Origin of the sequence: Azospirillum lipoferum (genome assembly GCF_024170005.1) — a bacterium.
GTDB lineage: Bacteria > Pseudomonadota > Alphaproteobacteria > Azospirillales > Azospirillaceae > Azospirillum > Azospirillum lipoferum.
The window spans coordinates 17743-43805 of sequence record NZ_JALJXJ010000010.1; the positions used below are offsets into that span (position 1 = coordinate 17743).

The 26063-nt window shown below is 67.6% G+C and carries 27 protein-coding genes and 2 pseudogenes; 13 read left to right on the forward strand and 16 right to left on the reverse strand.

Annotation, left to right across the window (positions count from 1 at the left end; translation table 11 throughout):
• Position 1: 1 nt before the first annotated feature.
• Positions 2–916 (forward strand): LysR family transcriptional regulator, encoded by a 915-nt coding sequence (locus J2848_RS21710; RefSeq protein WP_149232735.1) that lies wholly within the window; start codon positions 2–4, stop codon positions 914–916.
• 59 nt (positions 917–975) lie between these two features.
• Positions 976–1260, forward strand: coding sequence for a hypothetical protein (locus tag J2848_RS21715; RefSeq protein WP_170307096.1), 285 nt, complete (start codon positions 976–978; stop codon positions 1258–1260).
• A 71-nt stretch (positions 1261–1331) separates the two neighbouring features.
• Here J2848_RS21715 and J2848_RS21720 read toward each other — a convergent pair whose 3' ends face one another.
• Positions 1332–1733, reverse strand: a complete 402-nt coding sequence (locus tag J2848_RS21720) for an aldehyde dehydrogenase family protein (RefSeq protein ID WP_211103211.1) — start codon at positions 1731–1733, stop codon at positions 1332–1334.
• A 7-nt stretch (positions 1734–1740) separates the two neighbouring features.
• Positions 1741–2112 carry a hypothetical protein gene (locus tag J2848_RS36165; RefSeq protein ID WP_211103210.1) on the reverse strand — a complete coding sequence of 124 codons (372 nt, stop codon included), beginning with the start codon at positions 2110–2112 and terminating at the stop codon, positions 1741–1743.
• 216 nt (positions 2113–2328) lie between these two features.
• Between J2848_RS36165 and J2848_RS21730 the strand changes: the two are divergent.
• Positions 2329–2511: pseudogene (locus tag J2848_RS21730) on the forward strand (helix-turn-helix domain-containing protein); the annotation flags it as partial.
• Positions 2512–2566: 55 nt separating this feature from the next.
• Here J2848_RS21730 and J2848_RS21735 read toward each other — a convergent pair.
• The 4 genes from J2848_RS21735 to J2848_RS21750 form a co-directional block, all read right to left on the reverse strand.
• Positions 2567–3097 (reverse strand): VOC family protein, encoded by a 531-nt coding sequence (locus tag J2848_RS21735; RefSeq protein ID WP_149232733.1) that lies wholly within the window; start codon positions 3095–3097, stop codon positions 2567–2569.
• 101 nt (positions 3098–3198) lie between these two features.
• On the reverse strand, positions 3199–4140 hold the full coding sequence (locus tag J2848_RS21740; RefSeq protein ID WP_246193989.1) for an alpha/beta fold hydrolase: 942 nt from the start codon (positions 4138–4140) through the stop codon (positions 3199–3201).
• 101 nt (positions 4141–4241) lie between these two features.
• Positions 4242–5138: an NAD(P)-dependent oxidoreductase gene (locus J2848_RS21745; RefSeq protein WP_149232732.1), complete on the reverse strand. Its 897-nt coding sequence runs from the start codon at positions 5136–5138 to the stop codon at positions 4242–4244.
• A gap of 263 nt (positions 5139–5401) precedes the next feature.
• On the reverse strand, positions 5402–5701 hold the full coding sequence (locus J2848_RS21750) for an EthD family reductase (protein WP_149232731.1): 300 nt from the start codon (positions 5699–5701) through the stop codon (positions 5402–5404).
• A gap of 267 nt (positions 5702–5968) precedes the next feature.
• On the opposite strand from J2848_RS21750, the gene J2848_RS21755 reads away from it, so the two are divergent.
• From J2848_RS21755 to J2848_RS21760, 3 genes and pseudogenes are all read left to right on the forward strand, one after another.
• Entirely contained in the window at positions 5969–6829 is an 861-nt protein-coding gene (locus J2848_RS21755; protein ID WP_149232730.1) for a LysR family transcriptional regulator, read from the forward strand.
• A 154-nt stretch (positions 6830–6983) separates the two neighbouring features.
• Positions 6984–7229, forward strand: a complete 246-nt coding sequence (locus tag J2848_RS36170) for a transposase (RefSeq protein ID WP_170307108.1) — start codon at positions 6984–6986, stop codon at positions 7227–7229.
• Positions 7220–7441: pseudogene (locus J2848_RS21760) on the forward strand (IS5/IS1182 family transposase); the annotation flags it as partial. The gene J2848_RS36170 and the pseudogene J2848_RS21760, both read left to right, overlap by 10 nt.
• A gap of 147 nt (positions 7442–7588) precedes the next feature.
• Here the strand turns inward: J2848_RS21760 and atzF are convergent.
• Positions 7589–9406: an allophanate hydrolase gene (gene atzF / locus J2848_RS21765; protein WP_149232729.1), complete on the reverse strand. Its 1818-nt coding sequence runs from the start codon at positions 9404–9406 to the stop codon at positions 7589–7591.
• Positions 9407–9816: 410 nt separating this feature from the next.
• Here atzF and J2848_RS21770 point away from each other — a divergent pair, with 410 nt between their 5' ends.
• Genes J2848_RS21770 through J2848_RS21790 form a run of 5 tightly spaced genes read left to right on the forward strand, consistent with a single transcriptional unit; the run spans position 9817 to position 15369 of the window.
• On the forward strand, positions 9817–11442 hold the full coding sequence (locus J2848_RS21770) for an ABC transporter substrate-binding protein (protein ID WP_149232728.1): 1626 nt from the start codon (positions 9817–9819) through the stop codon (positions 11440–11442).
• Positions 11443–11499: 57 nt separating this feature from the next.
• Positions 11500–12525 (forward strand): ABC transporter permease, encoded by a 1026-nt coding sequence (locus J2848_RS21775; RefSeq protein ID WP_149232727.1) that lies wholly within the window; start codon positions 11500–11502, stop codon positions 12523–12525.
• Positions 12522–13433 carry an ABC transporter permease gene (locus tag J2848_RS21780; RefSeq protein ID WP_149232726.1) on the forward strand — a complete coding sequence of 304 codons (912 nt, stop codon included), beginning with the start codon at positions 12522–12524 and terminating at the stop codon, positions 13431–13433. The genes J2848_RS21775 and J2848_RS21780 overlap by 4 nt, the downstream gene beginning before the upstream one ends.
• Positions 13430–14398, forward strand: a complete 969-nt coding sequence (locus J2848_RS21785; protein WP_149232725.1) for an ABC transporter ATP-binding protein — start codon at positions 13430–13432, stop codon at positions 14396–14398. The genes J2848_RS21780 and J2848_RS21785 overlap by 4 nt, the downstream gene beginning before the upstream one ends.
• On the forward strand, positions 14395–15369 hold the full coding sequence (locus J2848_RS21790; protein WP_149232724.1) for an ABC transporter ATP-binding protein: 975 nt from the start codon (positions 14395–14397) through the stop codon (positions 15367–15369). Before J2848_RS21785 ends, J2848_RS21790 begins: the two co-directional genes overlap by 4 nt.
• Before the next feature lie 109 nt (positions 15370–15478).
• Here J2848_RS21790 and J2848_RS21795 read toward each other — a convergent pair whose 3' ends face one another.
• From J2848_RS21795 to J2848_RS21835, 9 genes are all read right to left on the reverse strand, one after another.
• Positions 15479–16003, reverse strand: coding sequence for a flavin reductase (locus J2848_RS21795; RefSeq protein WP_149232723.1), 525 nt, complete (start codon positions 16001–16003; stop codon positions 15479–15481).
• Between the two features lie 16 nt (positions 16004–16019).
• Positions 16020–16979: a PDR/VanB family oxidoreductase gene (locus tag J2848_RS21800; RefSeq protein WP_149232722.1), complete on the reverse strand. Its 960-nt coding sequence runs from the start codon at positions 16977–16979 to the stop codon at positions 16020–16022.
• Positions 16980–16994: 15 nt separating this feature from the next.
• The gene (locus J2848_RS21805) at positions 16995–17735 is read right to left on the reverse strand and encodes an SDR family NAD(P)-dependent oxidoreductase (protein ID WP_149232721.1); all 741 of its coding nucleotides are present in this window, start codon (positions 17733–17735) and stop codon (positions 16995–16997) included.
• A 15-nt stretch (positions 17736–17750) separates the two neighbouring features.
• Positions 17751–18239, reverse strand: a complete 489-nt coding sequence (locus tag J2848_RS21810; RefSeq protein WP_149232720.1) for an aromatic-ring-hydroxylating dioxygenase subunit beta — start codon at positions 18237–18239, stop codon at positions 17751–17753.
• Positions 18240–18291: 52 nt separating this feature from the next.
• Entirely contained in the window at positions 18292–19575 is a 1284-nt protein-coding gene (locus J2848_RS21815) for an aromatic ring-hydroxylating oxygenase subunit alpha (RefSeq protein WP_149232719.1), read from the reverse strand.
• Positions 19576–19616: 41 nt separating this feature from the next.
• Positions 19617–20159, reverse strand: a complete 543-nt coding sequence (locus J2848_RS21820; protein ID WP_149232718.1) for a nuclear transport factor 2 family protein — start codon at positions 20157–20159, stop codon at positions 19617–19619.
• The gene (locus J2848_RS21825; RefSeq protein ID WP_149232717.1) at positions 20156–20515 is read right to left on the reverse strand and encodes an IacB protein; all 360 of its coding nucleotides are present in this window, start codon (positions 20513–20515) and stop codon (positions 20156–20158) included. Before J2848_RS21825 ends, J2848_RS21820 begins: the two co-directional genes overlap by 4 nt.
• A 21-nt stretch (positions 20516–20536) precedes the next feature.
• Positions 20537–21703, reverse strand: coding sequence for an acyl-CoA dehydrogenase family protein (locus J2848_RS21830; protein WP_149232716.1), 1167 nt, complete (start codon positions 21701–21703; stop codon positions 20537–20539).
• A gap of 125 nt (positions 21704–21828) precedes the next feature.
• The gene (locus J2848_RS21835; protein ID WP_149232715.1) at positions 21829–22977 is read right to left on the reverse strand and encodes an amidase; all 1149 of its coding nucleotides are present in this window, start codon (positions 22975–22977) and stop codon (positions 21829–21831) included.
• 807 nt (positions 22978–23784) lie between these two features.
• On the opposite strand from J2848_RS21835, the gene J2848_RS21840 reads away from it, so the two are divergent.
• Entirely contained in the window at positions 23785–24939 is a 1155-nt protein-coding gene (locus tag J2848_RS21840; protein ID WP_211103209.1) for an ABC transporter substrate-binding protein, read from the forward strand.
• Positions 24940–25009: 70 nt separating this feature from the next.
• Positions 25010–26047, forward strand: coding sequence for a branched-chain amino acid ABC transporter permease (locus J2848_RS21845; protein WP_149232713.1), 1038 nt, complete (start codon positions 25010–25012; stop codon positions 26045–26047).
• Positions 26048–26063: the final 16 nt, after the last annotated feature.

Here is a 26063-nt window from a genome sequence, read left to right on the forward strand (position 1 = left end):
CATGGAACTTCGCCACCTGCGCTACTTTCTGGCGGTCGTGGCCGAGCGGAACTTCACGCGTGCGGCGGAGCGTCTGAACATGGCGCAGCCGCCGCTGAGCCGGCAAATCCAGCAGTTGGAGGAGGAGCTTGGCCTTCAACTGATCGAACGGGACAGCCGCCCCCTTCGCCTGACGGAGGCGGGCCGGCTGATCTATGAACAGGCGGTTCAGGTGCTGGAACGGGTGGACGAGATCAAGGCGCTGGCCCGCCGCCTGCGTCACGCCGAAAACAGCCGCTTCACCATCGGCTTCGTGGCATCGACCCTGTATGGCTGGCTGCCGGAGATGATTCGCCGGTATCGCTCGATCCGCCCATCCGTCGAAGTCTCATTGGTCGAACTGACGACGGTGGAGCAGGTCGCGGCGCTCAAGGAGGGACGCATCGACGTCGGCTTCGGCCGCATTCCGCTGGAGGATTCGGCCATCGCGCGGACCCTGCTGCGCTACGAAGCGATCATTGCCGCCATTCCGTCAGGCCATCCACTGTTGGAACGGCAGGGACCCCTGCGCCTCGACGATCTGACGGCGGGGACATTGGTTGTCTACCCCAAGTCCCCGCGGCCGAGCTTCGCCGATCAGGTTCTCGCGCTCTATCGGACCCGCGGGCTGAAGCCGGAGTCCATTCTGGAGGTGCGGGATGTCCAGACGGCTTTGGGATTGGTGGCGGCCGATGTCGGGGTCAGCCTGGTCACCGCGTCCGTCCGGCATCTGCGCCGGGACAAGGTCGAGTATCGTGAGATACAAGAAGAACAGGCGGTTTCACCGCTTTTCATGAGTCACCGGGTCAACGATGCATCTCCGGAGATTGCAATAATGCTGGAGGCGATCCGGCATGTTTATCGCGCCAATGACGTGAAGAACGAACTCGGTGTTTAGGCCGTCTCCGTTCGACACGGTCTTATCCGGCGGCCATGAATCCATCCGTGAATAGGATCATGCATTCCGTCGACCAGCAGCGGACCGGCCAGATAACTTTCCTGGATCATGCCAAGTTCGTTGCCCAATCCCATGATCTGCCCGTTGAGCTTGGTCGCGGCGACCAGGGTCTCCATCGGCGTGGAGCCGAGAAGATCGATGAAGCTCGCGCGGTTGCGGACGGTGGTTCCGTGCGGTTGCCACGCGAAGCCGCCGCCGCCGGGAAGAACGCGGACACCATCTACCTTTCTCCAATGACAGGCGGGATCACACCACGCGGCTGGCGTTTTGACAGATGTGCTTGAGTTCCTTGAAATCGGCAAGGGTATCATAGCCATGCAGCCGGCCCAGGCCTCTCCGGTGGCAGCCGCCGGTCTCAGCCTCGGCGAAGAGGCGGTTGTGCCGTTGATCCAGACGGTGCCGTTGCGCAGGGTGCGGGCGATGCGCAGCGCGCGCCGTCCGTCGTCCAGACGCTGGCCCACAGCCCGAATACCGTGTGGTTGGCCTTCGCCACCGCTTCGGCCTTGTCCTCGAAACGTTCCAGCTCCAGAAAGGGGCCGAAGATCTCCTCCTGGCAGAAGAAGGCGGAGGTGTAGCCGTGCGCGATCAGCGACGGGGTGAGGAAGGCGCCCGCCGCCGGCAGGCCGTCCGGGACGCCGCCGCGAAGGACCACCTCGTGGCACAGGTCGAAGGCGCGTTCCACCTGATCCTGGACCTGGGCGAGCCGCCACCGTTCCCGTGACAGCACCGATGGCCGGCATCGGTTATCGCTGGTCACCAATCGGTTAGCCAAGTGCCGCGCGGGTGCGTTGGAACGGCGCCCTGGCGAGATGGGCGAACAGACCGCCCAGCAGGATGGCGGGAATGGCGGTCGCCGCCATCGAGCGGGGCAGGGCGGTGGGATCGCCGAAGACATGGTCGGTCAGCAGCGCGACCGCCGTGGGGCCGAGCGTCAGGCTCAGCAGGTTCTGGGCGAAGAAGTAGAAGGCGATCGCCTGGCCGCGCAGGCGGTTCGGCGTCATGTCCTGCACCACCGTCGGCCCGATGCAGTTCAGCACGCTGCTGAAGAAGCCGGAGATACCGAACGCCGCCAGCGCCAGCCAGGGGCGCCGCCTCCCGTCGCCAGCGCCACCGCCGCCATCCAGACCGGAACGCACAGGATCGACAGGCGCAGCCGCCCGTCCGGCGTCTTCACCATGATGGCGAACACGTCGCTGCTGGCGGCGTAATGCGCGGTCAGATAGGCGCTGTCCCGGTTGTAGCGCGAGCCGGGGCGCAGTTCCGGCGCGCCGGGGTCGCGAGATCGCCGACCGCCAGGCGCTGGCTGACGGCATAGCCACCCACCGCCAGGGCGACCGCCACCGCAACGGCAACCGGGGGAAGCTAGGCGTCTTCTCGCCCTGGCTCTGGTTTTGGAGGGGCGATCTCGGGAGGACGCGGCTCGGTCTTGCGGGATGGATCGGCAAACGCTGCGGGATTGGGTTCACCGCTACAACGCCCAAGGCGTGGCGGGACTGCGGGATCGCAAAGCACCGGGTGCCAAGCCCAAGCTGTCGACGGCGCCGGGTTCCCTAATCCCGCACGACGCTGTACTGTCCGATCGTGCCCTGCTCAGTCCTCGTCCTGCCACCTGCGCAGATCAGTCTGGTCATGGTAGGGCATGCGGTCCGGTGTGGTGATGAATTCCATCGTCGTGCCCCAGGGCATGCGGCAGTAGCAGACCTTGTTTCCAGGACCTTTCTCGGTTGCATAGGGAATGGCGCGCGGCGCGGTGAGGGGGGTGCCCCCAGCCTTCTCGAAGCGCTCGACCGATGCGTCGATGTCGTCGGTGTAGAGAGCGAAGTGCGTGATGCCGAAGTCGCTCGCCCGGATCGGCTGGGCTTGCTCGGGGCCGTGCATTTCGAAGAGCTCGATATCGGGTCCGGTTCCGATCTTGACCATCGCCTGCGCACGCACGACCGTGCCGGGGAAAGCGCCGACGGCCCGCTCGAATTCGGGTCCCTGCCGCGGCGGATCCTGTGGTCCGAAGGATTGGTAGATCACCTGGGCGCCAAAGGCTTCCACCAGGAACGATTTCGCCGCTTCGATGTCGGGCACCGTGATGCCGATATGATTGACGCCGCGAATGAGGGGTGCGGTCATGACAGTCTCCTTGATTTTGTCGATCCATTGCGACCGCTTCGGGTGCAATTCGCCCGCAGCGTCGCGATCCGCCCGGCCCGCGACGGCGCGGGCGCGGAGTTTCAATTGGCCTTGAGGAAATCGATCAGAGCGGCCGCGACTTCATTGGGTCGCTCGTCCGCGACATAGTGGCTGCACTGCGGGATCGAGCCACCTGTCACATGACTGGCAAACTCTTTCAGCATCGGCACCATCTGCGCACCGAACCGCTGGTCCCCACCCAGGCCAAGCACCGGCATCTCGAGGGGGTGCTTCTTGTACTCAAGAGCAGCCGCATGATCGGCGGCGAGGGTGCGATACCATTCCATGCCGCCGCGCGTGCGGCCAGGAAGAGCCATCGCCTTCGCGTAGATCTCGATGTCCGCCGGATTGAAGGTGCTGTGATCGTAGAACCGCTCTGCCATGAAGGTCGAAACATAGTCATATTCACGGCCATGGATCAGGCGTTCTGGTAGATCCCGGTTCATGTGGAAGCTGAAGTGCCAGAGCCCCGCGGTCGTCGCCTCCCATCCGGTCCAGCCGGGAAGCGGAACGTCGAGGACGGCCAGGTGGGTAACAGCCCCCCGGTAGATGGCGGCCTGCGGCAAGGCGACCATTCCGCCGATGTCATGTCCGCACACGGCGTAGCGTTCATGCCCAAGGGCAATCATGACCGCGTGCGCGTCGCGCGCCATCATTGCCTTGTCATAGCCGTCGAGCGGGCAGTCGGAAAAGCCCGCACCGCGCAGATCCATGGCCACCACGCTGAAATGCTCGGCCAGCAGCGGCATCACGTTGTGCCATTCCCACCATGTTTCCGGCCAGCCGTGAAGCAGAAGGATCGGCGGGCCCGAGCCTCCCGTGACAGCGTTGATCTTGATGCCGTTCACCGGCACCAGTTGCTGGGTAAACCCCTTCAAGGTTGCGATCATGATCGCTTTCCAGTCGATGTTGACGTTTGAGCAGAACTCGCGGCCTGCGTTCAGGACCGATCGAAATCGGTGGCGATCGAGATGGCGTGCCAAGCGTCGATATCGCTGTGGAAGGCAGCCAGCTTTCGCTCGGCGATCGAGCGCGAGGCGCTGTCCGAAGCCGCTTGAGCAGCCGGTGATGAGCCAAGTCTTTATTATTTCTTCTCCGGGTTGCTTTCAGACGACGCCAGGCTGTCGCCGTCGCGAATCGTCATGTCGGCCATGATCGACCAATCCTTCTTCCCGAAGCCCGCCGAGACAGCTTTGCTGAGCCCCTCGCGGACAGCTTCGAGCATCGGGAGCGTGCGTCCGATCTCGTTGCCGGCCTCAGTCGCCAGACGCATGTCCTTGAGCGCGAGCTCGGCTTTGAAACCCGGCTCGAATGACCGTTCCGTGATCTGCGTGCTGTAGCTCTCATAGGCGCGACCCGAGAAAAGGGTGCCCAGGATGAGTTCGAAGAAATCCGCACGGTCGAGGCCGACGCTCTCGGTCAGCACGACACCCTCAGCCATCGCCTCGATGGCCATGGCGATCATCATATTGCAGGCGAGCTTCGCCGCATTCGCCCGAGCAGGGTTCTCCCCCAACCTCCAGACCTTTTTGCCGAGTGATGCGAGCAGCGGCTCGATCGCGGCAACTGCATCGGCCCTCCCGGCCGCCAGGATGTTGAGCTGGCCACTCGCCGCTACGTTCGGTCGCCCGAGGACCGGCGCGGACACATAGCCAAGGCCTGCCTCTTCGTGCAGCAGCTCCAGTTCCCGCGCGAATGCGACCGAGATCGTCGATGTGACAACATGGGTCAGCCCTGGTTGCGCGCTTGCCAGCAAGCCGGCATCGAGAATCACCTCCCGAATGGCGTGGTCGTCGGATAGCATCGTGAAGACTGCGTCAGCCTGGAAGGCATCCGCCGCGCGCTTGGCCAGCGTTACCCCGGGGACGCTATCCTGCGCGGCCTTGCTACGGTTCCAGGCCCGCACGTCATGACCTGCCTTCACGAGGTTCAGGGCCATTGCCGAGCCCATATTGCCGAGACCGATGAATCCGATCTGCATCTTCTACCTCCTGTCGTTCGGATGAGAGCTGTACGCGGGATCGGACGCAGGCTGCCGGGCGACCATGAGGCCGAGACCTGCGCCGACGAGTTGGCCGGTGGCGATGCAGAGGAGAGCCGCAACGAAGACATGAGCAGGTTGGCCGGCATCGCCGCACGCCCCGCTGAGCGCATGGAAGACACCGCCGGTCACGGTGACGCCGGCCGGGGGGCAGAGCTGGGAAGATCAGCGGCCCCCGCAATCGACAGGCACCGCTGTGCCGCTCAGAGTGGCTTCACGATGCTGCGCTGCGGTTTGACGGCGGTGACGATGTCGACGTCAGCCATGATCTGGGCGGCCTCCGGCGAATTGAGCGCCGCTTCCATGGCGGCCTCGTCGCGGAAGTTGACGACCCCGACCGCGATCAGTCCGACACCATCACCTTGCGGGAAGAACCCGCCGGCGCTGACCAGCCCATAACGTCCCCAGCTTTCCCGAACGAGCGGGAAGTGCACGTCGATCCAATGGTCGCGGTCGAATGGCGTTTTCTCATCGCCCGCATAGGTCACCAGCATCGTGATCATCGTCGAAGTCCTCATTTGCGAGTACCGAGGCGGGCCGCCGCGTTCCGCGACCTCTCAGGAAAATCCTCTCAGTTCGGTCCGGAGGAGCGTCCCTTGGGTGCCGCAGCCAGGGTCACGTTTCCTTCACCCGAGCGACGGTCCCTTTCGGTCCAGCGGACCTGCAGCAGGGCTCATCTCCCAGAGGATGAGAGCAATCTAGGCATTTAGATTTGTTCCGTAAGTGACATAACTGTACTCTCGGCGTTCAGTTTTGTGTGGGTGGGTGTGATGGAATGGAGTGATGTCAGAGTCTTTCTCGCCATTGCGCGATCCGGCACGCTCGGCGCCGCCGCGCGTTCCCTCCAGATAAGCCATCCCACCGTCGGCCGGCGCCTCCGCGCACTTGAGCAGGCGATCGGTCACACGCTCTTCCAGCGCACAGCGGACGGTCTTGTTCTGACCGAAGAGGGCCACGGGATCATCGCGCTGGCGGAGCAGATGGAAGAAAGCGCGCTGGCGATGGAGCGCCGGCTTGCGGGGCAGGAGCAGAATCTCAAGGGCAATCTGCGTATTTCATCCGCTGACTGGTTCGGGGCCTATGTCCTGCCTCCCATCCTGGCGGATTTCTCGAAAGCCCACCCCAATGTCGACGTCGAGATCCTGACCGGCACGCGCCTGTTCAACCTCGCCCAGCGGGAGGCCGACGTCGCTTTTCGCATCGTTCCGTTCGACACTGCCGACGTTGTTCAGCGACGGCTCTTCCGCCTTGAGTATGGCGTTTACATCGCGGAAGAGGCGCAGGAGCCGGAATATGGCGATGGGACCGGTTTCCGGCTGATCACCCACGACACGTCCACGGGCCATTTTCCTGACATCGCGTGGCTCATCGAGAGTTTCCCCAACGCGAGACCGGTCCTGCGATCGAACAACCGCAACGTCCAGGGGCGCATGTGCAGGCAAGGCGTCGGCATCGCCGTCCTGCCCCGCGTGGTCGGCAATCAGATCCCCGGTATCCGCAGACTGGAACTGCCGACGCCGCCGCCGGCGCGAGACATCTGGATGGGATATCACCGCGATCTACGGCGTCTTCAGCGTCTTCGTGCGTTCATCTCGACCGTATCGGACCATCTGGTGAATGCGACCGCATGATGTACGGCTTGGAGATGATTCAAGGTTGCCCGAGAAACTTCAAGATCGCTGCAGTCGTCTCGGCCGGTCGCTGGTTCCGTCAGGTTCCGCGCCAGGTCTGGCAGCCCGTTTTGAAAGTTGATGCTGACAGTGTGAGGGTCTGAAGTGAGGGCTGTTGGCAAGGGAGAATCCCTGCCGGACGCCCGAAGACCGCCGGCTGGTTGGCGCTTATGGCGCCGGCCAAGCCCTGAGCGCCGACCAGTATCATCTGATCGAACCGCTGATCCCACCACCCAAACCGGGTGGGCGATCGCGGACCACCGACATGCGCCATCTCCTGGACGGCCTGTACTACGTGGTGCGCGCCGGCTGTCAGTGGCGCCTCCGGATCTGTCAGCCTTCGCGCCAGACATCCAGATGATCACCGAGCGTGGCCGGCTCGGCTGGCAGCGGGACGTGCAAGACGGTCGCCGGTCCCTGGCCGAGGTGGCGATGTTGCGCTACAAGCACCTGATCGACCGCAGCCTCCGCGCTCAGACTCTGCCCGCGCAGAAAATCGAAGCGGCCATCGGCCGCAAGGTCATGAACGTCACGACCAGCTTGGGCATGCCGGTCACCCGCAAGGTCGCCTGATTACCTCTGCCCTGGGAAGGACGCCGCTGGCACGCCCATTTGCGCACCAAAGCCCTTCCGAGCGCTTTCCCACCGTCTCCGACGGAGGCCTTTGGCTTGGAGCGCCCGGCGGCTTTGCAGGCGGGGCGTCCGGCCCTGCCGTCCCGGTTACAGGCTGGCGCGGTAGGCCAGCCAGCCGCCGAAGCGCGAGATGTCCGGCGCCCCGGCGATGTCCGCCGCCTCGCACAGGAAGCCCTTGACCATGCTGCCGTCGGACAGCTCCACCGTGCCGACCGACAGCGGGCTGGGAATGCCGGCGACGATGCGGCCGAAGGCTTCGGGGGTGAGCGACCACACCTCCCCCTCCACCGCGACGCCGCCGCTTGCGACCCGCAGCATGCCCGGCCGGGCCGGCTCGCCGGGCAGGGCATGCAGGCGGTAGCGCGGCGCGGTGACGACGCTTCCCAGCCGCCGTCCGCCGGCGTCGGTCAGGTGGCGGTTCAGCGGCTGCCCCGACAGATGCGCGCCGACCACCAGCAAGGGCACCAGCCCGCCGCCGCCGTAGGTCACCGGGCGGGCGGGCGGCAGCGCGGCACCGGTCGCCCCCAGCGTGACGCCCGCCGCGCGGTGGGCGGCCGACGCCACCGCGGCGACGGCGGCCTCGCGGAAGGCCGGGGCGAGCAGGGTGATCCCGGCCGGCCGGCCGTCGGCCTGGAAACCCGAGGGAACAGCGATGCCGCAGAGATCCAGCAGGTTGGTGAAGTTGGTGTAGGTGCCGAGGTTGGTGTTCAGCGCGACCGGATCGGCCAGCACCTCCTCGATCGTGTAGATGGTGCCGGCGGTGGGGACGGCCAGCACATCGATCGCGTCCCAGACCGGCGCGGTGTCGCGCCGCAGTTCCTCCAGCCGGTACATGGCACGATAGGCGTCGATCGCGCTGCGCGTCCGCCCGCCTTCGACGATGCCGGCCACCACCGGGTGCCCGGCGCCGGGATGCGCCGCGAGGAAGTCGCCGACAGCCGCCGTGCGTTCCGCCACCCAGGGGCCGTGGTAGAGCAGGGCCGCGGTCTCGGCGAAGGGGGCGAAGTCGATGGCCACCGCTTCGCCGCCCAGCCCGCGCAGCCGCTCGACCGCCTCGCCGTAGAGCCGCCCGGCCTCGGCGTTACCGAAGAAGCGGAGTTGCTCGGCCCGCGGCATGCCGAAGCGGAAGGGCGCCCGCAGCGCGGCCGGGACCACCGGGGCGCTGCGGCTGTAGGCGTCGCGCGGGTCGGGGCCGGCCATCACCGCCAGCACCTCCATCGTGTCCTCCACCGTCAGGGCGAAGACCGACACGCAGTCGAGCGAGCGGCAGGCCGGCACCACCCCGGCCGTGCTGACCAACCCCTTGGTCGGCTTCAGCCCGACGATATTGTTGAAGGCGGCCGGCACCCGGCCCGACCCCGCCGTGTCGGTGCCCAGCGCGAAGCTGACCAGCCCCGACGCCACCGCCACCGCCGATCCCGAGCTGGACCCGCCGGGGACGCAGGCCGGATCGAAGCTGTTGCGCGGAATCCCGTAGGGGGAACGGACGCCGACCAGCCCGGTGGCGAACTGGTCGAGGTTGGTCTTGCCGACCAGCATGGCCCCGGCGTCCAACAGCCGCTGCACCGCGGTCGCCGATTCGTCCGGCTGGTAGGCGAAATCCGGGCAGGCGGCGGTGGTCGGCAGCCCGGCGGCGTCGATGTTGTCCTTCACCGCGAAGGGCACGCCGTACAGCGGCAGGGCGGCGCGCTCCGTCTGGCTCAGGCCCTCCAGCGCCGCAGCGCGGGCCAGCAGGTCGGCGGCGGACACCCGGCTGATCCACACATGGTCCTCGCCAGCCGCCCCGATCCGCGCCAGCACGGCGCGGGCCACTCCGGTCGGGGTCGTGCCGCCGTCGCGATATCCGGCGGCGAGCGTCGCAAGGTCGAGACTGCCCACATCACCGCCGCTGGAAGAGGATTGCATCGGGAAAACTCCTGGATCGAGGGAAAGGGCACGCAATATTGCATGCAACTTGACGGCCAACCACGAAAACCGCGGAGGTCAAAGCGCTGTATCCCGTCAACTTGCATGCAATCGCCCAGTCAACGCGCTTCTGCTGCACAAATCGGCGGCAGCGGGGGTGGAGGGCGCGGAACGCAAGGGGTTTGGCGCCGCGTATCGCCCGGAAAGCCATGGGAATCTCCTCCACTCGCACCGTTTCTGCACAAAAACCGTCCCAGGGCCGGCCTGCCGCCTGGCCGGCCGAGCAGGCGGAAACCGCGGTTTTCCGCAGGATCGGAGCGGTCCAACAGGCTGGCACGGTGCTTGCGAGGACTTGCATACAACTTGGCGGTCCCAGGGCCGGCGCTCGGCAGCGAGAAGGATGGAGACTCATGGCAGCTTCCTGTAAGGCACCCTCACTCCCACGCTTCATCCTCGGCCTGGCGGTCGGCGGCGCGCTCGGCAGCGTGGCACTGTTCGCCACTGCCCCCGCCGCCGCGCAGAGCCGCGAGGAAACGCTGCTGGTCGTCGTCGAATCCGGGACCAACAGCCTGGACATCCACACCGTCGGCGCCAACCCGGCCAGCTACGGCGTCACCTGGAACACCTACGACCGGCTGATCACCTACGGCACCAAGACGCTGCCGGACGGCTCGCTCAGCTACGACCATTCCGTCCTGAAGCCGGAACTGGCCGAGAGCTGGGAAGCGACCGAGGAGGGCATCGTCTTCCATCTGCGCAAGGACGCCAAGTTCCATGACGGCACCCCGGTGACCGCCAAGGACGTGAAATGGTCCTTCGACCGCATGGTGACCGTCGGCGGCTTCCCGACCTTCCAGATGGCCGCCGGCTCGATCACCAAGCCCGAGCAGTTCGAGGCGATCGACGACCACACCTTCAAGGTGAAGCTGCCGGTGAAGGACAAGCTGGCGCTGCCCGACCTCGGCGTGCCGGTGCCGGTGGTGATGAACTCCGCCCTGGTGAAGAAGAACGCGACGCCCGAGGATCCCTGGGGCCTGGAATGGACCAAGCGCAACGATGCCGGCGGCGGCGCCTACAAGGTCGAGAGCTGGAAGCCCGGCCAGGAGCTGGTGCTGACCCGCTACGAGGAGTGGAAGTCCGGCCCGCTGCCCAAGCTGAAGAAGGTGGTGATGCGCGAGGTGCCGTCGGCCGGCAACCGCCGCGCCCTGCTGGAGCGCGGCGACGTCGACGTCTCCTTCGACCTGCCGCCGAAGGATTCGCAGGAGCTGGCGAAGGGCGGCAAGGTCAGCGTCGTCGGCACGCCGATCGAGAATTCGCTGTGGTTCGTCGGCATGAACGTGAAGATGCCGCCCTTCGACAACGTCAAGGTCCGGCAGGCGGTGTCCTACGCCGTTCCCTACCAGCCGATCATGGACGCGGTGGTCTATGGCCGCGGCATCCCGATGTTCGGCGGTCCGGAAAAGGTGACCAGCGCCGCCTGGCCGCAGCCTTCGCCCTACAGGACCGACATCGCCAAGGCCAAGGCGCTGATGGCGGAGGCGGGCTTCTCCGACGGCTTCACCACGACGCTCAGCATCAACCAGGGGGCCGCCCAGATCGCCGAGCCGCTGGCGACCCTGCTCCAGGAATCGCTGGGCCAGATCGGCATCAAGACCACCATCAACAAGGTGCCCGGCGCTAACTGGCGCGCCGCCATCCTGAAGAAGGACCAGCCGATCCTGGTCGATACCTTCTCCGGCTGGCTGAACTACCCGGAATACTACTTCTTCTGGGGTTATCACGGGCAGAACGCGGTGTTCAACGTGATGTCCTACCAGAATCCGGCGATGGACAAGCTGATCGACGCCGCCCGCCTGGAATCCGACAAGGCCAAATACGAGGACGACATCAAGAGCTTCGTCTCGCTGGCCTTCGAGGAGATGCCGCGCGTCCCGCTGTTCCAGTATTACCTGGACATCGCCATGCGCAAGAACGTGACGGGCTACACCTACTGGTTCCACCGCGGATTGGACTTCCGTCCGATGGCCAAGGGCTGATTTTTCGCCCTCTCCCGGGACGGGAGAGGGCGACCACCCCACACGAGAGGCACCCAAATGGCATCCTCCGTTCCGCGCATGGTGGGCCGTCGCCTGCTTGCCGCCCTGCCCAGCATCGTGGCGGTGGTGGTGGTGACGTTCCTGCTGACCCGCGCCCTTCCGGGCGACCCCGCCGCCTTCTTCGCCGGACCGGCCGCCACGCCGGAAGCGGTGGAGGCCATCCGCCACAGCCTGGGGCTCGACCGGCCGCTGCCGGTGCAGTTCGCCTCCTACGTCGCCGGGCTGGCGCGCGGCGATTTCGGCACCTCGCTGACCACCGGCCAGCCGGTGGGGGCGGAAATCCTGCAGCGGCTGCCGGCCTCGGTCGAACTGACCTTGGCCGGGCTGGTGCTGGCGCTGCTGATCGCCGTGCCGCTCGGCGTCGCCGCCGCCACCCGGCCCGGATCCTGGATCGACCATGGCGCCCGCGTCGTCTCCACGGCGGGCGTGTCCCTGCCGGTCTTCTTCACCGGGCTGCTCGCCACCTATGTCTTTTACTATCTGCTGGGCTGGGCGCCGGCGCCGATGGGGCGGCTCGACCTGTTCGCCACGGCGCCGCCGACCGTCACCGGCTTCTACCTGATCGACAGCCTGCTCGCCCGCGATCTGGAGGCCTTCCGCTCGGCCTTCGCCCAGCTCGTCCTGCCGGCGCTGACGCTCGGGCTGTTCGCGGTGGCGCCGATCGCCCGCATGACGCGCGCCTCGATGCTGGGGGTGCTGTCGTCCGACTTCATCCGCACCGCGCGCGCCAGCGGCCTGTCGTCGGGCAAGGTGCTGTTCGCCTACGCGCTGCGCAACGCTCTGCTGCCGGTGGTCACCACCATGGGCATGGTCTTCTCCTTCCTGCTCGGCGCCAACGTACTGGTGGAGAAGGTCTTCGCTTGGCCGGGCATCGGCTCCTACGCCATCGAATCGCTGATCGCGTCGGACTATGCGCCGGTCCAGGGCTTCATCCTGACCATGGCCATCCTCTACGTCCTGCTCAACCTGTTGATCGATGTGCTCTACGGCCTGATCGACCCGCGCGTGAGGATCGACGCATGACCGACACGGCAACCCCGGCCCCAGCACCGACCACGGCGGCGATCGCGCCACCCCTCAGCCCCGCCGCCGCAACGCTGAAGCACATCCGCTACGTCCTGTCCGAGAATCCGGTCACCGCGATGTCCTTCGCCGGCTTCGGAATCATGATCCTGCTCGGCATCTTCGGGCCGCTGATCGCCCCCTACGATCCGCTGGCCAGCGACACCGCCGCCGCGCTGCAGCCGCCGTCGGGCGCCCACTGGTTCGGCACCGACCATCTCGGACGCGACATCCTGTCCCGCGTGATCGTCGCCACCCGGCTCGACCTGACCATCTCGCTGGCCGCCGTCATCCTCGCCTTCGTCGTCGGCAGCGTCGCCGGGGTACTGGCCGGCTTCCACGGCGGCGTGACCGACCGCATCATCGGCCGGCTGGTCGACACCATCATGGCCTTCCCGCTCTTCGTGCTGGCGATGGGGATCGTCGCGGCGCTGGGCAATACGATCGGCAACATCGTGCTGGCGACCGCCGTCATCAACATCCCCTTCTACGTCCGCATGGCGCGGGCCGAGACCAACGCGCGGCGCGAGGCGGGATTCGTCGAGGCGGCCCGGCTGTCCGGCAACGGCACGTTCCGCATTCTCGGCTGGCACGTCTTTCCCAACATCCTGCCGCCGATGATGGTGCAGGTGTCGCTGAACATGGGCTACGCCATCCTGAACGCCGCCGGCCTGTCCTTCATCGGGCTGGGCGTGCGGCCTCCGACCCCGGAATGGGGGATCATGGTGGCGGAGGGGGCCGGCTACATCGTGTCCGGCGAATGGTGGATCGCGCTGTTCCCCGGCACCGTGCTGATGCTGGCGGTCTTCTGCTTCAACCTGCTCGGCGACGGGCTGCGCGACATCATCGATCCGCGGAGGCGCACATGACCGGAACCCCGCTTCTGGACATCGACGGGCTGTCGCTGTCCTTCCGCACCCGCACCGGCACGGTGAAGGCGCTGGAGGCCGTCACCCTGTCGCTGGCGAAGGGCGAGACGCTGGGCGTCGTCGGCGAATCCGGGTCCGGCAAGTCGGTGCTGTCCTTCGCGGTGATGGGCATCTCCGACCCCGCCGCCACCGTCACCGCCGGCCGCGTGCTGTTCGAAGGCCAGGATCTGCTGACCGCCTCGTCCAAGGATCTGAACGCCCTGCGCGGCGCCGAGATGGCGATGATCTTCCAGAATCCGCGTGTCGCCCTCAACCCGATCCGCCCGGTCGGCCGGCAGATCGAGGACGTGCTGCTGCGCCACGCCGGCCTGACCCGCGCCGAGGCGCGCGAGCGGGCGGTGGAGATGCTGCGCCGGGTGCGCATCCCCGACCCGCAGCGCCGCGCCAACGCCTACCCGTTCGAGATGTCGGGCGGCATGTGCCAGCGGGTGATGATCGCGCTGGCGCTCGCCTGCAGCCCGAAGCTGCTGATCGCCGACGAGCCGACGACCGGGCTGGACGTCACCACCCAGGCGGCGATCATGGATCTGGTCGACGATCTGGCGAAGGAGACGCAGATGGCGACGATCCTGATCACCCACGACCTCGGCCTCGCCGCCCAGCATTGCGACCGCATCGCCGTGATGCACGCCGGCCATGTGGTGGAGGTGGCGCCGACGGCCGAACTGTTCGCCGCCCCGCGCCACCCCTACACTGCGCGGCTGATCGCCACCACGCCGCGTCCCGGTGTGACGCTCGACGCGCTGGAGCCGATTCCCGGCATGCTGCCCGACCTGCGCGGCACCCTGCCGCCTTGCCGCTACGCCGCCCGCTGCGGCCGGCGCGAGCCGGTCTGCGACGGCGGCGCGCTGGCCGCCCATCTCGCCGCCCCCGCCCACTCCGTCCTTTGCGCGAGGCCGCTATGACCGCTCTCCTGGATGTCAGGGACCTGTCCCGCCGCTTTCCGGTCGCCGCCGGGATGCTGCACGCCGTCGACCATGTCAGCCTGCGCATCGAGCCCGGCGAGTCCGTCGGGCTGGTCGGCGAGAGCGGCTGCGGCAAGTCCACCCTGGTCCGCATGCTGACCCGCGTGCTTGACCCCAGCGACGGCGCCATCACCTTCGACGGGGCCGAGATCGGCGCCATCCCGGCCGGGCGTTTCACCCACAGGCCGGAACGGGCGGCGATCCAGATGGTCTTCCAGGATCCGACCGACAGCCTGAACCCGCGCTTCACCGCCTTCGATGTGATCGCCGACCCGCTGCGCCGGTTGAAGGGCCCCTGGACCCGCGAGACCCTGCGGGCGCGGGTGGAGGAACTGGCCGACATGGTCGGGCTGCCGCGCCCGCTGCTCGGCCGCTTCCCGCACCAGATGTCGGGCGGGCAGAAGGCGCGCGTCGGCATCGCCCGCGCGCTGGGGCCGCAGCCGCGCCTGCTGGTGCTGGACGAGCCGACCTCGGCGCTCGACGTCTCGGTCCAGGCGGTGGTGCTGCGGCTGCTCGACGAGCTGCGGCGGACACTGGGGGTCAGCTACCTGTTCGTGTCGCACGACCTGAACGTGGTGCGGCTGGTCTGCGACCGGGTGGTGGTGATGTATCTCGGCCGGGTGGTCGAGAGCGGGCCGGTGGCCTCGGTGTTCGACCGGCCGGGGCATCCCTACACACGGGCGCTGCTGGATGCGATTCCCGCGGCCGACCCGACGCGGGTGCGCAGCCGTATCCGCCTGACCGGCGAGCCGCGCAGCCCGATCAACCCCGATCCGAACGTCTGCCGTTTCTATGGCCGCTGTCCGATCGGGCAGGAAGTCTGCGCGGTGACGATGCCGGCGCTGGCGGAGGTGGCGCCGGAGCACCACGCGGCGTGTCACTTTTCGGGCGGCGAGGGTCCGCTGTCTTGAACCTACTTCCTCCCACCCCGCCCCTCCCCCGCCGGGCGGGGGAGGGGACGAGGAGCTTTGTCGGCGTTCGGCGGCGAAGAGGAAGCGGTCCTCCTTTCGGTGGTGAGGATCAGGGCAGCGCACGCGAGGCGTCGCCCAGCCGGTGATAGGAGCGGTTGAAATAGACGAGGCCGTTATGGTCGTCCGTCGCCCCCTCCGGGCCGGCCGCGCGTTGGCGGATGTCGACGACCTGGCAGTAGAAGACGCTGTGGGTGCCGACCGGGTGGGTATCGACGATGCGGCAGTCGAAATTGACCAGCGCGCCGGCCAACGCCGGGCTGCCGGTCTCCAGGCTGGTCCAGTCGGCGTGGGCGAACCGTTCGTCGGCCGACAGGCTGCGGTTGGAGAAGACCTCGGACAGCGACTGCTGCCCGCCGCAGAGCGGGTTGACGCACAGCACGCCGTTGGCGGTGAAGGCATGGTGCACGAAGGAGGACTGGTTCAGGCAGACCAGCAGGGTCGGCGGCTGGTCGGTCACGCTGCACACCGCGGTGGCGGTGAAGCCGGCCCGGCCGCCGGGACCGGCGGTGGTGACGATGTTCACGGCACCGGTCAGCATCGACATGCCGTTGCGGAAGCGGGAAACCTCAACCATGGGGATGTCCTTGGTCTCAGATGTCGAGGACGAGCGTGTCCGTGCGGGCGCGCGAGCAGCAGAGCAGGATCTGGTCGTTGTCGGCCTTCTCCTCGTCGGTCAGGAAGACATCGCGGTGGTCGGGCGTGCCCTCCAACACGGTGCACAGGCAGGTGCCGCACACACCCTGCTCGCAGGACATCTGCACCTTGATGCCGATGCGGCTTAGCGCCTGGACGATGGTCTCGTCCTCCGCCACCCGGACGGTCTTGCCGCTGCGCCGCGCCACCACCTCGAAGCCGCTGCCGCCGGTGGCGGCCTCGGCCTGGAAATATTCGCGGTGGATGTGGTCGGCCGGCAGGCCGAGGCGGGTCGCCTCGCCGATCAGCCACTCCATAAAGCCGCTCGGGCCGCAGACATAGAGGTGGGTGCCGGCGGGTGTGGAACCGAGCAGGGCGGGGAGGTCGAGGCGCTGGCTGGCGGGGCCGTCGTCCAGATGCAGGGCGGCGCGGTCGCGGAAGGCGGCCTCCGCCAATTCGTCCAGGAAGGCGCAGGCATCGCGGCTGCGGCCGCAGTAATGCAGTTCGAAACTGCCGCCGGAGGCCGTCAAGGCGTGGGCCATGGCGATCATCGGGGTGATGCCGATGCCGCCGCCGATCAGGATCGAATGGGCGGCATCGCTTGCCAGCGGGAACAGGTTGCGCGGCAGGCTGACCGCGACCTCCGTTCCCTCCTGCAAGCCCTCATGCGCCGTGACCGAGCCGCCGCGGGAGGCGGGATCGCGCAGGATGCCCAGCCGGTAGCGGTTGCGGTCGGCCGGGTCGCCGCACAATGAATATTGCCGGACCAGCCCCGGCGCCAGATGCAGATCGACATGCGCCCCGGCTTCGAAGGGTGGCAGCGGCCGGCCGGCCCGGTCGACGAGGTCGAGCAGCAGCACCCCGTTCCCTTCGACCCGGCGGCGCGCCACCGTCAGCGTCAGCGTTTCTTGCGTCATCGTGACCGTCTTTCCTCAGCGCATGAAGATGCCGCCGTTGATGTCCCAGGCCGCACCGGTGGTGAAATCCGCGTCTGGAGAGGCCAGCTCCACCGCCATCCGCGCGACGAAGGCGGGGTTGCCCAGCCGCTTCACCGGGATCATGCCGATCAGCGTTTCCAGCCGTTCCGGCGGGACCGAGGCGCGGACCGACGGCAGCTCCATCGGGCCGGGGGCGATGGCGTTGACGGTGACGTTGAAGACCGCCAGCTCGCGGGCGAAGATCTTGGTCAGCGTCAGGATGCCGGCCTTGGAGGAGGCGTAATGCGCGCCCGACGCGGTCCCGCCATTCTGCCCGGCGAGCGAGGCGATGTTGACGATGCGGCCGTAGCCGGCCTTCGCCAGATGGGCGCCGAAGACCTGGCAGCCGAGGAAGGTGCCGCGCAGGTTGACGGTCAGCACCGCGTCGAATTCCTCCGGCGTGATCTGCATGACCGGGGTCATCGGCGTCATCGCCGCATTGTTGACCGCCACATGCAGCGCCCCCCAGCGGGCCAGCACGGCGTCGAGCGCCGCGGCGAAATCCGCCTTGCGGGTGACGTCGAGCCTAAGCGGCAGCACAGCCTCGCCCGACGGGTCGAGGACTGCCGCCGCCTCCCGCACCGCTCCTTCCGCGACGTCGGTCAGGGCGACGCGGTAGCCGGCGGCGAGGAACTGTTCGGCGATGACCCGGCCCAGCCCCTGGGCCGCGCCGGTGACGAGAGCGACCTGTGCCATCCCTTGGGCTCCTTGTCAGAGGATGTAACCGATGCTGTGCAGCGCGTCGGTGGAGTTCACCAGCCGGACGATCTTGCTCTTCAGCCGGAAGCCGTCGCCTGTGCGGGCGAGTTCGTAGGTCACGTCGGCGGTGTAGTCGCGCAGCGTCTCCTTGCGGAACTCGCGCAGATGCTGGGCGGCACGGACGGTGATCGCGGCGCCGTCGTCGGCCAGGATGCGGAAGCGCGACAGCGAGCGCACGGTGCGGGACGCCGGCTGCGTCGAGACGGACTCGCCGCTGGTCAGGCGGGCGACGCGCTTGGCGCGCATGTCGGCGTCGTCATAGGCGTAGTTCAGCCGGTCGGCGAGATCGGCAGGGCCGGAGGCGACATCCGGGTCGATCGGCACGATGTAGAGGCCGTCGGCGGTCCATTGCGCCAGCCAGTCCTGATAGTCGTGGTGATCGAGCATGTCGGCCTCCTGCCAGAGGAAGGCGCTGACCTCGGTGAGGAGTTGGGTGTTCATGGGGGTCTCCGGGGTGTCAGGGGAGGGTCAGGGTGGGGGCATCACCCCCGGTTCACCCTCGCCCCGTCATCAGCTTCTTCCACTGCTGGTAGGCGGCGCGCATGCCGGTTTCGGCGCTGACGTCGCCGGCGCGGCCGTCTTCGGTGACGCGCTCGCCGGGCAGGCCGCGGTTCAGCAGGATCCACAGGTCGGTGCCGGCCTGGGCGCCCTTCTGCACCCGCTCCCACGCCTCGGAATCGTCGGGCGTGCCGAAGCCCATCGGACCCTGGAAATGCTCGTGCAGGCGAAGGCGGGCGCGATTGGCGGCGGCGGGGCCGCCGTCCATGGTGATGACGGCGTGGTGGATCTCGGTCTCGTTCACCGACACCGGCCGCAGCACGCGGAAGAAGGCCATCGAGCAGGCGATGTTGGGGAACAGGTTCAGGTTGAAGCCCGACCCGCCGACGGCGCGGACGATGCGGCGCACCTTGGCCTCGTCATGGCCTTCCTTGCGCAGCTCCTCCGCCAGCTCAGCGAAGCGGGCGGGGACGGGGGCGTCGAGATTTTCCTCCAGATCCACCAGCTCGGGGATCATCACCATGACGCTGTGGCCGTTGCCGAGATCCTCGACGAAGCCGGGGCCGTTGACGAAGTCCAGCATGCGTTCGGTCTGCTCATCGACCGACGACAGGAAGGATTTGTGGACGACCGGGAAGTGATAGCCGTCGGTGGTGTTCTCCAGCTGGATCTTCCAGTTGCCGGGGAAGCGGAAGCGGTGCTCGCCGGCCACCTTGATCGGATAGCCGCCGCCCTGCTTCATGAACAGGTCCATCCACTTCTTCGCCGGGCCGAGCCAGTCGGCCAGAGGCTCGATGTCCTCGCGGAAGGTGGCGAAGACCATGCCGGCATATTCCTCAACCCGAAGGCTCTTCAGCGGATACTCGCCCTTGTCCAGGCACTGGCCGTAGCTTTCCGGATGCGGCACGCCGCGCAAAGACCCGTCCAGACCGTAGCTCCAGCCGTGATAGGGGCAGACGAAGCTGTTGGTCCGGCCCTTCTTCTCCTCGCAGACCGTGGCGGCGCGGTGGCGGCAGCGGTTCAGCAGGACGTGGATCTTCTGCTTGCGGTCGCGCACCACCACCACCGGCTGGCGGCCGACATAGGTGGACTTGTAGTCGCCGGCCTCCTTCACCTCGCTGACATGGGCGACCCAGACCCAGCAGCTGGCGAAGATCCGGTCCATCTCCTGCTCGAAGATCGCCGGATCGGTGTAGAGCGAGGTGTGGGCACGGTCGGCGCGCACGAGGTCGGCGAGGTCGCGGGACGCTGCCGGGGGAGCCTTGAGGTCAATAGCCATCGCGATGGTCTTTCCGTCAGGAGGCGGACAGGAAGGGAGGATCAATCCGGGACCGGAACCGGGTCGGGACGGTTCCAGCCGTCGACCGGGCGGCTGAACAGGTTTTCGGTGCGGAAACGGCTCATGCGCCAGGCACCCTCCTCCAGGCGGAAATCCACCGTCAGCCGGGCGGCGTTCAGGTGCGAGGCACCGGCGGCGAAGGTCGAGGTCTGCAGCATGACCCAGGAGCCCTCCGCTTGGTCCGGCCCGGTGGACCGGATCAGCTCGGAGGTCAGGAAATGGACGTTGAGCGCGAAGTGGGAGGGTTCGACCATGTACTTGGCGAACATCTCCCGCAGAGCGGGGCGGCCGGTGAGACGGCCGAAGGTCTTCGCGTATTTCTCGCCGATGCCCTCCCATACCGCGTCGCGCGTGAACAGGCCGGCGAGCTCGTCCAGCGGGGTCGCCGGGGTCAGCGCGTCGCACAGCGCCATGTAGCGGACCATGCAGGCGCGGACGGCGGCCTCCGCCTCGAAGCGGGCGAGGCGTGCCTGCAGATCGGCGATGTCTGTTTCGGCAATCCCGGCGGGGAGGGTGGCGGTCATTGCGGGATCACCAGCTCGCGTCCGACGCGGGCCTCGACGCGGCAGTATTTCCACAGCTTGAAGGTGCCGTCGCCGACCGGGGTGACGCGGAACAGATTGCAGGCGGCGGTCACCGTCTCGATGTCCGGCACGTCGGCCAGCACATAGGTGGTCCAGGGCCAGTTGGTCGACGGGCCGACCATGATCTGGTCGTCGTCCAGGTTGCCCAAGACCTTGACGCCCGGCAGCTCGCCGATGCCGCGCATCATGGTGGAGAAGGCGCCCCACACCTGCTTGGCCTCCTCCGCCGTCGCGTCGAAGAAGTTCTGGTTGACGCCGATGCAGAACAGGACGCGCAGGGGCTTCTTGTCGCTCATGGAAGATCTCCGGGGTTGGGGTCAGAGATAGCCGGGCAGGGGGGAGAGGCCGAACAGCATGGCGCCGGCGTTCTGGTAGGTGACGTCGCCGAGGAAGGCGTGCTGGGTGATCATCTGGACGTCGCGGACATGGCGGGCGATCGGGCAGCGCTCGTAGACGCCGGCCATGCCGGTCAGCATCTGCGCCCGGCGCGTCACGTCGGCGGCGGTGCGGGTGGCGTGGGTGGCGGACAGGCGCAGCATGCTGACCTGATCCGGCGCCGGCTCGGCGCCGGCCAGCAGGCACTGCCACACCTCGTCGATGGCGCCGTAGAACCAGGAACGGGCGGCGCGCAGCTCGGCCTCCAGCTTCGCGGTCTCCAGCTGGGAAGCGACGCGCTCGCCCAGTTTCGGCGCGCCGGTGACCGACGCGCGCGAGCCCATCGAGCGCAGTTCGTCCAGGGCCGCCCGGGCGATGCCGAGCGAGACGACCGACAGGACCTGCGCCGCGAAGGCCAGCGTCGGATACCGGTAGAGCGGCTCGTCCAGCGCCGACTTGCCGCCGCGCACGAAGGTCCACTCCTCCGGCACCACCACGTCATCGACCACGAGATCGTGGCTGCCGGTACCGAGCAGGCCGACGACGTCCCAATTGCGTTCGATCCGAACCGCGCTGCGCGCCATCACTGCCATGCGCGGCAGGCCGCCGGTGCCGTCGCTGTTCTTCGGCGCGATGCCGACGCCGACGATGTCGGCGCCCATGCAGCCGCTGGCCCAGCTCCACCGGCCCTTCACCTTCAGGCCGCCATCGACGAAGACCGCCGGCTGCGGCGGGAAGATGCCGCCGGCGAAGACGAGGTCGGGCGTGCGGGCATAGAGGCTGCGCAGCGTGTCGAGCGGCAGAGCCGACAGATAGACCGCGCCGATGCCGAAGCTGGCGACCCAGCCGGCCGACCCGTCGGCCTCGGCGATGCGTTCGACCAGCCGGCAGAACTCGGCGGGCGAGCGCTCGTCACCGCCGAAGCGCCGGGCGACCAGGGCACGGTAGACGCCGAGCTTGCGGTACCGCTCGATGATGTCCTGGGAGACGAACTGCTGTTGTTCGAACTCGGCGCGCCGGCCGCGGATCTCGGTCAGAAGCTCCGCGAGCAGAGCGTCGTCGAAGCTCCGGCCGCCGTCAGGTGTCTGCACGGGCAGAGTCGCCAACATGGGGGATCTCCATGGCAGGCGATGGAGGAAGGGCGCGCGTCCGCATTCGGAGCGCGGCTCCGTCCCTCGCATCGGGTTTGGGGCATCAGGATTGGGAATTCGCAGGGACCCGGAGGCGGGCCGGGTCAGTCGGGAGGCGGCAACCGGTCGGCGATGCGGGTGGCGACCGCGCAGAGCAGCTCGTCGGCGCCCTTGGCGGCGACCAGCTGCAGGCTGGCCGGCGCGCCGTCGACGGGGGCGAGCGGGATGGCGATGGCCGGGTGGCCGGACAGGTTGAAGGGTCGGACCAGTGTCGTCATGCGGACCAGACGGCTGGTGTCGCCGGCTTCGGCGACCAGCGGCGGCGGGCCGGCCATGGTCGGCAGGGCGATGACCGCGACGCGGTCCAGCAGCGCGTCGACCTCCGCGGTGAAGGTGGTGCGGACCTCCTCGGCGCGCCCCACGTCCTCGACCGTGGTGCGGGCGGCGTTGCGCAGGCGGAAGGCCACGTCCTCGCCGACCAGACCGGTCTCCACCAGGGCGGCGCAGGCGGCCCAGGTCTCGACGTTGATGATCGAAAGCCCGGCCTCGAAGGCGGCGCGCATGCCGGTCAGCCGCACCGGCTCGACCGGCAGGCCGGCGGCCTCGACCGCCGCGCGCACCGCCGCCGCGATTCCGGCATCGGCGTCCGTTTCCAGCAGGCCGATGGCTACGTCATCAACGGACGGCAGCGGGCCGGAGCCGGAGCGGAAACTCGGGTCGATGGCGGCCATGCAGGCGACCAGGGATCGCATGTCGGCAGCGAAGGGGCCGACGCAGTCCAGCGTGCTGCGGGCCGGCATCACGCCCTGGCGGCTGACCCGGCCGAAGGTCGGTTTCAGCCCGAAGACGCCGCAGCAGGCGGCCGGGATGCGCACCGATCCGCCGGTATCCGTGCCTATCGAGGCATCAACCATGCCCGCGGCGACGGCAGCGGCCGATCCGCTGGACGAGCCGCCGGGCACGAAATCGGGGAATTTCGGGTTCGGTGCGGTGCCGGCCCAACGGTTGATGCCGGTGGTGCCGAAGGCCAGCTCATGCATCGTAGTCTTGCCGGCGATCCGCCAACCGGCGGCCAGCAGGTTGCGCACGATTTCGGCATGCGCCGGGGCCGGCGGGGCATCATCAAGCGACCGGCTCCCGGCGCGCGTCGGCGTGCCGGCGATGTCGATGGTGTCCTTGAGCGCCACCGTCGGGAGGGCGTCGCGATCCGCGGCGTCGCCGGCGATGTCGAGCGTTTGAACGAAGATCGTCATGGCAATGGCCTTCCCCGGTCCTGCCGGTTTCCCCGCGGCTCTCACGATACCGGGCTTGTCCTGGCGGCCGGATCGGAGCGGTTCGGGGTGGATGGGATGCCCAAAGCCTAACGACGAAAAACGTGATTAGTCAATTGACTTTGGGAAAATAATTTCCGATGGCGAAGCACAAAAACCGAGCAATGCCTTGGGCGGCAAAAAAGGGGGCGCGGGCCTGAAGTCGGGAGAGATCGAGAGCTATATCATTGTGAAAAAACATATTTTCAGAGGTTTACACTTTTCGGATAGGGAGCCATTCCAAAGTACCTGATTGTCCAACTTGGTGGTTATCCGCCTGAAAGGCATGCAATCGAGTGTTAAAAAATGGGCGGTTTTTCTTGAAAATTCGATTGCGAATTCACGGAACTCTGGCTTAATGGACGGAAAGGGCAGCCGGCATCCGGCGTTACCGCCGCAGGTCTTCGGAGGCGGAACGCGGCGGCGGCTCCAATCGAAATCTTCAAGAGCAGAGTTGCCGGACGTTCGATCCGGTACCGTACGGAAGCTTCGATCCTACCCGTATTTCCACCGAAACTTTGCCGGCTGGCCGGACATGGACTGTTCGCGCCTTCTATTGTCGACGTTTTCTGCAATCGATGCGATGGCGTTCCGGCTTCCACTGGCGCGCTCTTTGCTTTGTTCTTTCAGCATAACAAGAGGTTGGACGGTGGAAGCGGCCCCGGCGGGCGCCTGCCGGACCGGCCCGACGGGTCCGATGGCCAGTCCATGCGGACGACAACAGACGGGCAACACAGAACGGAGGGTGCGGTGTTTGCAAAGAAACTGGCGGTCTCGCTGCTGTTCGGGGCACTCGCGGCCGGTGCCGCCGCTCCGGCGGACGCGCAGGTGAAGGTCGGCGTGGTGACCTCCTCGACCGGCCCCATCGCGCTGGTCGGCATTCCCCAGAAGAACAGCGTGCCGCTGCTGCCCACCAACATCGGCGGCCAGACGGTGCAGTACATCACGCTCGACGACGGCAGCGACCCGACGGCGACCGTCGCCGCCTTCAAGAAGCTGATCACCGAGGAGAAGGTCGACGCCATCATCGGCCCGTCGGGCTCGCCCAACGCCATGGGGGTCATCCAGTTCGCCGCCGAGGCCGGCGTGCCGATGCTGGCCCCAGTGGGCACCGCCGCCGTCGTGCTGCCGATGACCGAACAGAAGAAATGGGTGTTCAAGACCACCCAGAACGATGACCTGATCGCCGAGGCGCTGCTGGCGCATATGGAAAAGGCCGGCATCAAGTCGGTCGGCTTCATCGGCACCGCCGATCCCTATGGCGACAACTGGCTGAAGGTGTTCGGCGAGGGGGCGGCCAAGCGCGGGATCAAGCTGCTGGCCAGCGAGCGTTTCCAGCGCCAGGACACCTCGCTGACGGCGCAGGGGCTGAAGATCCTCTCGTCGTCGCCCGATGCGGTGCTGATCGCCGCTCCCGGCAGCTCGTCGGTGCTGCCGCAGACGACGCTCTACGACCAGGGTTATCGCGGCAAAATCTATCAGACGCACGGTGCCGCGCTGCCCGACTTCCTGAAGCTGGGCGGCAAGAAGGTGGAGGGCACGATCCTGGCCGCCAGCCTGATGCTGGTGCTGGATCAGGTGCCCGACAGCCATCCGTCGAAGAAGATCGCCAGCGACTATGTCGCCGCCTACGAGAAGCAGAACGGCTCCAAGCCCGCCACCTTCGGCGCCAACGTCTATGACGCCGGCCTGCTGCTGGAGCGCGCCATCCCGGTCGCGCTGAAGGGCGGCGAGCCCGGCTCCGCCGCCTTCCGTGGCGCGCTGCGCGCTGCGCTGGAACAGGTGAAGGAGCTGCCGGCGACCCAGGGCGTCTACAACCTGACCGCCGCCGATCACAGCGGCTTCGACGAGCGCGGCCGCGAGCTGATCACCGTTTCCGGCGGCAAGTGGACGCTGGTGAAGTGACCTCGTGAAGTGATCCGGCGGCGGCCCCGACTTTTCCCGGCATCGCCGCCGGAGCGAAGGGATACCGGTCATGAACTTCCAGATCGTCATGCTGCTGGGCCAGGACGGGCTCACCAACGGCGCCATCTACGCATTGCTGGCGCTGTCGATCCTGCTGGTCTTCACGGTGACCCGCATCCTTCTGATCCCGCAGGGTGAATTCGTCGCCTTCGCCGCCCTGACCATGGCGGCGATGCAGGGCGGGACGCCGGTCCGGCTGGGCTGGCTGCTGCTGGCGCTGGCCGCCGCCGCGATGGTCATGGACATCCACGCCACATGGCGGCGCGACGGCCGGCCGGCGGTGCGGCGCGGGTCGGTGCTGGGCGTCGGCTATGCCGCGGCGCTCACCGTGCTGACCACGCTGGTGCCGCTGGGCGATGCCGGCGTCGCGGTGCAGGCGCTGGTGACCATGGCGCTGATCGTGCCGCTTGGGCTGGCGCTCTACCGCGTCTTCTACCAGCCGATCGCCGCGGCGCACCCGCTGGTGCTGCTGATCGTCTCCATCGCCGTCCATGTGGTGCTGGTCGGCGTCGGGCTGCTGATGTTCGGGCCGGAGGGTGCGCGGACGGAACCTTTCTCCGACGGCGGCCTCAGGCTGGGCATGGTGATGCTGAACAGCCAGACCCTCTGGGTGGTGGCGGTGTCGCTCGGCCTGATCCTGGGTCTCTACCTGTTCTTCGAGCGCAGCCTGTACGGCAAGGCGCTGCGCGCCGCGGCGGTCAACCGGCTGGGGGCCGAGCTGGTCGGCATCTCGCCGGAGCTGGCGGGCAAGGCCAGCTTCGCGCTGGCGGCGCTGATCGGCAGCCTGTCCGGCATCCTGATCGCGCCGATCACCACGATCTACTACGACAGCGGCTTCATCATCAGCCTGAAGGGCTTCGTCGGCGCCATCATCGGCGGGCTGGCGAGCTATCCGGTCGCCGCACTCGGCGCCCTGCTGATCGGTCAGGCCGAATCCTTCTCCACCTTCTGGGCCAGCAGCTACAAGGAGGTCATCGTCTTCACGCTGATCCTTCCGGTTCTGGTCTGGCGCTCCCTCTCCCACCATGGCGCGGAGGACGAGGAATGAAGCCCGGCGTGCTGTC

What these genes read in the sequence shown, in the direction of transcription:
- J2848_RS21710 (WP_149232735.1), top strand. Translation starts at nt 2, where the DNA reads ATGGAACTTCGCCACCTGCGCTACTTTCTGGCGGTCGTGGCCGAGCGG.
- J2848_RS21715 (WP_170307096.1), top strand. Translation starts at nt 976, where the DNA reads ATGCATTCCGTCGACCAGCAGCGGACCGGCCAGATAACTTTCCTGGAT.
- J2848_RS21735 (WP_149232733.1), bottom strand. Translation starts at nt 3,097, where the DNA reads ATGACCGCACCCCTCATTCGCGGCGTCAATCATATCGGCATCACGGTG.
- J2848_RS21745 (WP_149232732.1), bottom strand. Translation starts at nt 5,138, where the DNA reads ATGCAGATCGGATTCATCGGTCTCGGCAATATGGGCTCGGCAATGGCC.
- J2848_RS21750 (WP_149232731.1), bottom strand. Translation starts at nt 5,701, where the DNA reads ATGATCACGATGCTGGTGACCTATGCGGGCGATGAGAAAACGCCATTC.
- J2848_RS21755 (WP_149232730.1), top strand. Translation starts at nt 5,969, where the DNA reads ATGGAATGGAGTGATGTCAGAGTCTTTCTCGCCATTGCGCGATCCGGC.
- atzF (WP_149232729.1), bottom strand. Translation starts at nt 9,406, where the DNA reads ATGCAATCCTCTTCCAGCGGCGGTGATGTGGGCAGTCTCGACCTTGCG.
- J2848_RS21770 (WP_149232728.1), top strand. Translation starts at nt 9,817, where the DNA reads ATGGCAGCTTCCTGTAAGGCACCCTCACTCCCACGCTTCATCCTCGGC.
- J2848_RS21775 (WP_149232727.1), top strand. Translation starts at nt 11,500, where the DNA reads ATGGCATCCTCCGTTCCGCGCATGGTGGGCCGTCGCCTGCTTGCCGCC.
- J2848_RS21780 (WP_149232726.1), top strand. Translation starts at nt 12,522, where the DNA reads ATGACCGACACGGCAACCCCGGCCCCAGCACCGACCACGGCGGCGATC.
- J2848_RS21785 (WP_149232725.1), top strand. Translation starts at nt 13,430, where the DNA reads ATGACCGGAACCCCGCTTCTGGACATCGACGGGCTGTCGCTGTCCTTC.
- J2848_RS21790 (WP_149232724.1), top strand. Translation starts at nt 14,395, where the DNA reads ATGACCGCTCTCCTGGATGTCAGGGACCTGTCCCGCCGCTTTCCGGTC.
- J2848_RS21795 (WP_149232723.1), bottom strand. Translation starts at nt 16,003, where the DNA reads ATGGTTGAGGTTTCCCGCTTCCGCAACGGCATGTCGATGCTGACCGGT.
- J2848_RS21800 (WP_149232722.1), bottom strand. Translation starts at nt 16,979, where the DNA reads ATGACGCAAGAAACGCTGACGCTGACGGTGGCGCGCCGCCGGGTCGAA.
- J2848_RS21805 (WP_149232721.1), bottom strand. Translation starts at nt 17,735, where the DNA reads ATGGCACAGGTCGCTCTCGTCACCGGCGCGGCCCAGGGGCTGGGCCGG.
- J2848_RS21810 (WP_149232720.1), bottom strand. Translation starts at nt 18,239, where the DNA reads ATGAACACCCAACTCCTCACCGAGGTCAGCGCCTTCCTCTGGCAGGAG.
- J2848_RS21815 (WP_149232719.1), bottom strand. Translation starts at nt 19,575, where the DNA reads ATGGCTATTGACCTCAAGGCTCCCCCGGCAGCGTCCCGCGACCTCGCC.
- J2848_RS21820 (WP_149232718.1), bottom strand. Translation starts at nt 20,159, where the DNA reads ATGACCGCCACCCTCCCCGCCGGGATTGCCGAAACAGACATCGCCGAT.
- J2848_RS21825 (WP_149232717.1), bottom strand. Translation starts at nt 20,515, where the DNA reads ATGAGCGACAAGAAGCCCCTGCGCGTCCTGTTCTGCATCGGCGTCAAC.
- J2848_RS21830 (WP_149232716.1), bottom strand. Translation starts at nt 21,703, where the DNA reads ATGTTGGCGACTCTGCCCGTGCAGACACCTGACGGCGGCCGGAGCTTC.
- J2848_RS21835 (WP_149232715.1), bottom strand. Translation starts at nt 22,977, where the DNA reads ATGACGATCTTCGTTCAAACGCTCGACATCGCCGGCGACGCCGCGGAT.
- J2848_RS21845 (WP_149232713.1), top strand. Translation starts at nt 25,010, where the DNA reads ATGAACTTCCAGATCGTCATGCTGCTGGGCCAGGACGGGCTCACCAAC.